Annotated in this window: 4 protein-coding genes; all 4 read right to left on the reverse strand. The window is 45.0% G+C overall.

Going from position 1 to position 6,819, the window contains the following annotated elements; translation table 11 throughout:
* Nucleotides 1–11: 11 nt before the first annotated feature.
* A complete protein-coding gene (locus IQ260_RS06675; RefSeq protein WP_193992016.1) occupies nucleotides 12–2,468 on the reverse strand; it encodes a hypothetical protein in 2,457 nt (818 codons plus the stop codon).
* Between the two features lie 110 nt (nucleotides 2,469–2,578).
* Nucleotides 2,579–2,815: a hypothetical protein gene (locus IQ260_RS06680; RefSeq protein WP_193992018.1), complete on the reverse strand. Its 237-nt coding sequence runs from the start codon at nucleotides 2,813–2,815 to the stop codon at nucleotides 2,579–2,581.
* A 145-nt stretch (nucleotides 2,816–2,960) separates the two neighbouring features.
* Nucleotides 2,961–3,983, reverse strand: a complete 1,023-nt coding sequence (galE, locus tag IQ260_RS06685) for a UDP-glucose 4-epimerase GalE (RefSeq protein WP_193992020.1) — start codon at nucleotides 3,981–3,983, stop codon at nucleotides 2,961–2,963.
* Nucleotides 3,984–3,986: 3 nt separating this feature from the next.
* Complete coding sequence (locus tag IQ260_RS06690; RefSeq protein WP_193992022.1) at nucleotides 3,987–5,006, reverse strand: sugar transferase; 1,020 nt, start codon at nucleotides 5,004–5,006, stop codon at nucleotides 3,987–3,989.
* Between the last annotated feature and the right edge of the window lie 1,813 nt (nucleotides 5,007–6,819).

A 6,819-nucleotide genomic window follows, 5' to 3' on the forward strand; every position in this document is an offset into this window, starting at 1 on the left:
AGATTGATAACCTAAAGCAGATCTAGCGCAAAAGCGTTGATAATTCCCCCTGAAAAACCGTTGGTTGAGCCATCCCAAAAGATGTCAAATGTACAACTTGTATTCGCTCCCGTTGAACCAAGAGCACACCTAAAGATGTCGGCACCATCACCACTCGCACCGGACACCGAGAATGCCCCCTTCGTTGATAGGTAAATGTCACCATTGGGATCAATCCAAGTCCCGTTAACATCTTCATTACCGTTATTATTTAGGCCCACATCCGAACCATCAAAGTAAAGAGCCCAGGTTCCACTTGTGTTTGCCCCTAAAGAGGTATCTGTAAACACGAGTAAATCTTCATCCTTACCAGAAAGACCACTGACGCTAAAAGATCCACTGGTGCCAATAACTAGATCACCGCCAGCCGTTAACCCAATCGAATCAATGTCCTCACCGTTAGTGTCTAGCCCAACATCAGACCCATCGAAAAATAGCTCATAACTTCCGGCCGTGTTGTTCCCAGTTGCCGTCGGGATAAACCGCACAATATCAGAATCATCAATCGCCCCTATATTGGGGAGGGTGGCCGGTGTCGTCAAGCTCAGTAAAAGGCTGCCGTCTGAGTTGAGATGAAAGGCATCAACCTCCACACCACTGGCTCCTAATCCTACATCCGAACCATCAAAGAACATAGACCAGGAGCCAGGACCGTCATCGAAGATTAGAATATCCTCGTCTTCAAAGGCAATACCAGCAACATTCCCTCCGGAAGTCGAACTCACATACAGAAGATTACCGCTCGGAGCAGGAGCAGCGATAGAAAACTCATGGACCTGTCCATCATTTTGAATATTTCCCGCATCACTATCCTCCCCCCGGTCAACAATGTAGAAACTCCGCCCGCCTCCACCTTGGCTACTCGGCGCAATCACTATCCCCGCCGGTCGGTCAATCGTCGGTGAGGTCGATATGTCATACGTATTCACCAGCGTGCCGGTCGTAGTGTACTCCCCCACCACCGGATCCCCGCCCGTGATAAACAAATTCCCCGTCACCGAGTCATACACAATCCCCTCGGGATCCGTAAACCCATCGCCCGCCGTATCAAACTGATTGACCAAGGTGCCCGATAGGGTAAATTGATAGACCTCGCCATTGATCCCACCTGCAATAAACAGGAACGGCCCTCCCGGTAAATCGGCGAACGCCACACCTTCTGAATCGGTGCTGCCAGACCCCCCGGAACTCGAATTAAACTGGTTAACCACCCCACCCGGCACATCACCGGCACTGCCATTTCCATCCGTTTCGGTAATGACATCACCGCTCAGGTCATTGGAAAAGAAAAAGTGGCCGTTCGCCGGATTGTAGCTAATCCCAGTCGGTTCGACGCCACCCGTCGGAAAGTCTAATGTGTTGCCGGTATCAACCACCGTACCCGACGTCGTAAATTCCCAGACGTTAACCCCCTGGAAGATTGCAATCTCATTGACTTCACCATCATCCAACACCAAGTTGCCTGACGCGCTATCAAAGGTCACCCCCGATGGATCTGGACTCGGCGGACTCCACTGCGACGTATCCGTCCGCTGCACAAACGATGAAACAAACGCATCCGCTTCTAATAAAGGTGGCTCTGCAGCTACCGGCGCGACGACCCGTATACTCTGCACAAACGGTAGACTTGCCGAAACTTGAGGCCGGACGGGCTGTTCAAACGATAGCTCGGTCACGCCCCTCTCACTATCGGCTACATAGAGACTCAGCTCATTCGGATCGTCCGTATTGTCACCACTAAAGCCAAATACCAAACTTTCAGGTTTGCCAAACTTAAACGGTGACAAATCTCGAACTGCGACCACATCGCCCTTCGGCGTCAATTCAAACAGATCCTGTTTCGGAATACTTAATACATGCAGATTACCCGTTGTCGCATCAAAGGCGATCCCCCGTAGATTATTGCCCACCTCCGACGGTAGCGCCACCTGGGAGATATTCGACTGCTCAAAGTTCCCCCTGGCATCGGGCTTAAGCACAATAATCGCTTTCGCTGCTCCATCCAAGACATACAGCGTCCCATCTGGGGCTGTCGTAAACCCTCGGGCATTCTTAATCCCAAAGGCTCTGATATCCACTTCTGTCTGGGTGGAGGTATCCAGCCTGCTGTTGGCATCCGATTGCACCAAAATCAGCGTGTTGCCATTGCGAGAAAGCCCTAGAAATCGATTAAATCGGGCATCAAAGGTCGTATTCAACGACTCAATTCCCGTCGGCAATGTCACAGAACGACTCAGATCTCGATCTTCATAAGCGGTAACCGCATCTAGAACTGTCGTGGTGGCATTACCAGAACTCTCGCGTAAATACAGAAACTGATCCACCCTGGGGTCATAGACAAGACCACTGGGTCTAGCTCGGCTCTTGTCCTCAAACTGACGCTGCGTGTCATCCAGCTTCCGTATCTCTCTGACAAATCTCTTTTCCATAATGTCTTTGCTAATTAGCCTCGTTTAATAGCCGTCCTTAAATGTTCTTATCTCGCTAAGAATCACCTGCGTCAAAAATTGAATAACGAGGGCTTACTGGCAACAGTAAACTAAGAACTGACGTCGGCTTTACGTCGGCTAAAGCGATAATTAATAAAAGCTAATGCTTCTTCTGCTCTAAAACTAATTTGAGGTGAATCCCCAACAATGAGAATCCAGCGATCTTTGATCAACCGAAGTCGCCAGTGAGGAAGGGGTTCCTTCGGTGTAATTTGCCAGTTTCCCGCTACATCAACCGTACACAAAAATCCCCAACCTTTGGCCTGATGAATTAAGGTTTTAAGCATTGTTTTCTCCAAATTAATGTTTGGCTAAAATTCGCTTTAATTCACGCGCCCCATAGGACTTATTGAGCGCCTCGTAAAGACACTTGCTTACCAAGCTGGAACTGTGAAAAGTGAGTAACGAGTGTATTGGCAATTTTGCCCTGCCCTATCGACAAACTAAAGGACGATGACTAAAAAGCAAAGGTTCTTTAGCATGCTGAGCCAGTTTTTTCTCCCATTCCAGCGCTGTCCGAACAATAAAGCCTAAGTTGTTATGCCGAGGGGTCCATCCCAAAACACGCCGAATTTTATCTGAATTCGCAATCACACAGGCTGGATCCCCTACTCGCGGAGCAACTTCTTGAACAGGAAACTCTACTCCCGCCACCTCTCGCGTTTTATTGACCACTTCTCGAACACTAAATCCTCGACCGTAACCACAATTAAGAATTTCACTGCTACCCCCCTGATGGAGATAGTGCAACGCATCGACATGGGCTATGGCTAAATCTTCGACATGGATATAATCCCTAATACCTGTACCGTCAGGAGTCGGAAAATCAGTACCAAAGACCTGAAGACTTGGCCGTTGGCCCAAAGCAGTTTGACAAGTCACCTTAATCAGATGTGTCGCATTGGGGGTACATTGACCAACCCGAAGGGCTGAATCAGCCCCTGCAACATTGAAGTATCGCAAGATTACATATCGGAGATCAGAAGCTGCCGCATAATCCCGAATCATTGTCTCACTCATTAATTTAGAACAACCATAGGGATTGATAGGTTGAGTAGGCGTTGTTTCTAAAACAGGGTTTTGCGCCGGGCTTCCATAAACAGCAGCTGTGCTAGAAAACACAAACTGGTTGACATCAAATGCCTGACAACATCGAAGTAAATTTAAGGTATTCCGAGTGTTATTGCCATAATAATCTAAAGGAGAACGGACTGATTCTGGCACAACTGTGCTGGCAGCAAAATGAATCACTGCATCAAACTGATGTTGAGCAAACGTATTCCACAAATATTCAACATTAGCCAGATCTGCGACCACCAGATCACCGTACAAGACAGCAGACGCCTCGCCTGTAGAACAGTTGTCATAAACGACAACTTCGTAGCCTGCCTCGCCTAACTGACAAACGACGTGGGAACCAATGTAGCCTGCCCCACCAGTAACCAATACTTTCATGGACTAACGCCCCTGTCTGTGCAAAACAACACCAATAGTTTTGAAGGCCGTCAACACATCCAGCCATAATGAGTAGTTCTTTATGTAGTAAATGTCGTAGGCTAGCTTGTGGTAAGCATCTTCTGTAGAGGCACCATAGGGATAGTTAACCTGCGCCCAGCCAGTAATCCCAGGTTTCACAATATAGCGAACATCATAATAGGGAATATCTTGCCTCAAGGACTGATCAAACTGAGGGCGCTCTGGACGCGGCCCAATTAGAGTCATTTCCCCCTTGATCACATTCCATAGCTGAGGTAATTCGTCAATCCTTGTCTTTCGCAAAAACTGACCGACCCAAGTAATGCGAGGATCTTGAGTCTGCGCCCATTGTGCACCTTGACTCTCAGCATCTTGACGCATTGAGCGAACTTTATGAATTTTGAATGGCTTTCCTCTCAGTCCCGTACGTTCCTGGCTATAGATGATTGGTCCTGCACTTTCTAATTTAACAGCCAGGGCTGCCAACCCTAATATTGGAGACGTTACCAACAGTAATCCACTGGCAACACACAAATCTAGCAAGCGCTTAAGCAAAGTATTAATCGGATTATTGACTAACCCTGATCTAAAGCTGTAAGCAAACCAGTCTGCCCTCAGAAAGGAGGGAGGAATTTTTTTACAGAGTTGTTCATGAAAATCAATGAGGGTATAGACCGATAATCCTTCCAATCGAAGCTTCATCAGCTGAGTTGCTGTATCATCAGACAGCTGCTCGATGGAATCATCGACTAGAATACCTGCACAAGATTTCCGGCTCAGGGCATCAAGGTTATCAATATTATCGAACAGTGAGCCAGAGGCCTTAGTAGCAGAAGGCGAAGAGTGAGTTTTTTTATCATCTGTCAGAAAGATGAGTTCTGCTTTAGGCTTATAGGTCCGATTCTCACGCTCTAACATGACAGCTGTGTCACCACTACCTACCACCAGCCATCGACTTATCTCTTTTTGAACCTTAGTTACCTTTTTTGAAAGAGGCTTCAAGGGGAAAACGGGCTGAGTTTTTTTAACAGCAGACACGTCTGTTAGGCTAACGTTTTGTACCATCGGTATGTGTACTCTCAAACAAACTACAAAGGAACAGAAAAGCCTATAAGCAAGTTTTTTGAAATTTACGAACTGGCTTCATGAAAAAAATACTGACAAATAACTTTCTAGCATGCGTCCGAATATCAGAGCTTCAACACTGATTTCTTAACCTAACCATCAGTAATAAACAGTGATATCTGCCCATCATTTAGCTGATCGCTTAACTCTCAGAGAAATATTCTCTGAGATCACTAAACTAGGTTTAAGAGCGATCCATGATCAACCAAAACATACGTAAACCCCAATCTTCATCGAGGAGTTCTAAGCGCGCGCCTGCAGACGTACATTAGAAACTTAAACACATGCGTAGAGTTTCTAACATGCAAGCCCAAAAGCATTCTCACTCTCTAAAGTGATGATTTTAGCCAAACAAGAGAACAGCTTCAGCCAAGATCACCAATCCAAAAATCTCACGCTAGTCTTTACTGCACCAACCCACTGCAGGAACACCTAGATAAATTATTTGTGTCCTCAAAGGCAACCGCTAAGTTCAGACTTCAACCTAAAGCCAATCAACATTAACCTTAAGTTAACCTCCCCTTAAATATATCTAACATGATGACATTAAACAAAACAAGTTGATACTGACGAGATTAAAAGATTATTCAAGAAACCATCTAAATAACTTGAGCACAACCATGTAGCACCTTGTGTATTCATGATTCCATCCCAGTTTATATGGGGCATCTGCAGAAGAGATTGTCTGCCACTAGGAGATAGAGCACTAACAAATTTCGATACTAATTATCGTGATAGCAAAGCCTATTTAACTGCCCAAAGGGACAGAGATTTTCACCTTACTTTTCAGCTATTAGCTGATTCAGAGCTACTGTAAGCTCAGGAATTCAACTTAAAGCTTATCAATATTAACCTTCAGTTAATCTCAATTTAATCAGCCGTATCATGACAGTTTTTAATAAAGCAAGTTAACCCTCGAAAAAATCAAAGATTATTTAAAAACCTGTCTAAATAACTTGAACAAATAGACTATTTCATAAGTCCTCAGAACAGTAATCTCTGAATAGTAAGCTTTATCTGATGTTCATAAAATAAGACATCGGTTTCTATCAGACTCCTTATCCTGACTTAGCGCGAGTATTCCCCGTTTGCAGACCCGTGCTCAACAGGAAATACTTCATTTCAACTTTATACTTAGGCCGGTAGATATAAAATTATGAATAAGATGATCCCACGTGCAGCCTCACTAGAGTCCATTTTTGTGGTATTCAGCTAATTTAAGGTTAAGATAAAGTTAAGGTAAAGTTAATCTAGGTATTAGAGTTGTTCTGAACTGAAGCTCTTAGTATTAGAAAGGAGTTTCAGTTCAGAACATCTAATTACTGAATCTACGAGGTTAGCTAACAGGTTTCCTAAGCTTTTAGGAGATAGTAAAGGGAGTACTGAAAATCTAGCTACCAATAGCTTTTAGAAGCTATCTTCTAAGATTATTGAAGTATCTTCGAGGTGCGGAAAATGATATTTACTACTATATTTTCGCCAGTTATCGTAAGGGTCGTCAGCTGCTATAGGCGTAGGCCGACTCTACAGAACTTTTCTAGTTAAATAGGCGCTTTAGGCGATATTGGCTCAAATACAACCTCTTCAGAGATCCTGTCTCTTCAAGAGAACAGGGTTTACGACTGAGAAAGTGCTCTACATGATGTAGCATATTGACCTAGCTTAGATGCTATCGATCTCAGTGGGTGAG

It is taken from the genome of Leptolyngbya cf. ectocarpi LEGE 11479 (genome assembly GCF_015207065.1).
GTDB classification, from domain to species: Bacteria; Cyanobacteriota; Cyanobacteriia; order Phormidesmidales; family Phormidesmidaceae; genus Leptothoe; species Leptothoe ectocarpi.

Bases quoted from the DNA above. Each gene is read 5' to 3' on its own strand.
- IQ260_RS06675 (WP_193992016.1), bottom strand. From the start codon at position 2,468: ATGGAAAAGAGATTTGTCAGAGAGATACGGAAGCTGGATGACACGCAG.
- IQ260_RS06680 (WP_193992018.1), bottom strand. From the start codon at position 2,815: ATGCTTAAAACCTTAATTCATCAGGCCAAAGGTTGGGGATTTTTGTGT.
- galE (WP_193992020.1), bottom strand. From the start codon at position 3,983: ATGAAAGTATTGGTTACTGGTGGGGCAGGCTACATTGGTTCCCACGTC.